Here is a 594-nt window from a genome sequence, read left to right on the forward strand (position 1 = left end):
TACCAATCATCGGCGAACAGAAGCAGGATTTGATTGGGTTCAGCAATGGCGTGTATGCGTTATCGACACAGCAATTTACCCCGCACCAGCAGGAACACTGGTTAATGAATCATAACGGCATTGAGTTTACCCAGCCTGCTATCGGTGAAAACTTGTCGGATCATGCTCCTGACTTTTACCGTTGGTTATCCCATGCAGCGGGTCAGAATGAAAACAAGATGAATCGTATTAAAGCTGCCCTGTTTATGATTCTGGCAAACCGTTATGACTGGCAGCTCTTTATTGAAGTCACTGGTGAAGGCGGCAGCGGTAAAAGTGTCTTTACATATATAGCTACCTTACTGGCGGGAGAACACAATACTGCCAGAGGCAATATGAGAGCACTGGATGAGGCCAGAGGCCGCTATCAGTGCACGGCGGCGGGTGATATTTCCGTTCAATATTCCGGTCAAGGAATCCGAGAAAGATCCACAATTGCCGGAGAAAATCAGTCGGGAACTGCCGGTGATTATTCGTCACTTATTAAACGAATTTGCCGACCAGAATAAGGCTAAGCAGCTACTACAGGCGCAACGCGACTCTAACGAAGCATTA

Annotated in this window: 1 pseudogene; it reads left to right on the forward strand. The window is 47.3% G+C overall.

What is annotated here, in order from left to right:
- Positions 1-594, forward strand: a pseudogene (locus PSI17_RS17245) (DNA primase); the annotation flags it as partial.

Origin of the sequence: Xenorhabdus sp. IM139775 (assembly GCF_028598745.1) — a bacterium.
In the GTDB taxonomy this organism is placed as follows: Bacteria; Pseudomonadota; Gammaproteobacteria; order Enterobacterales; family Enterobacteriaceae; genus Xenorhabdus.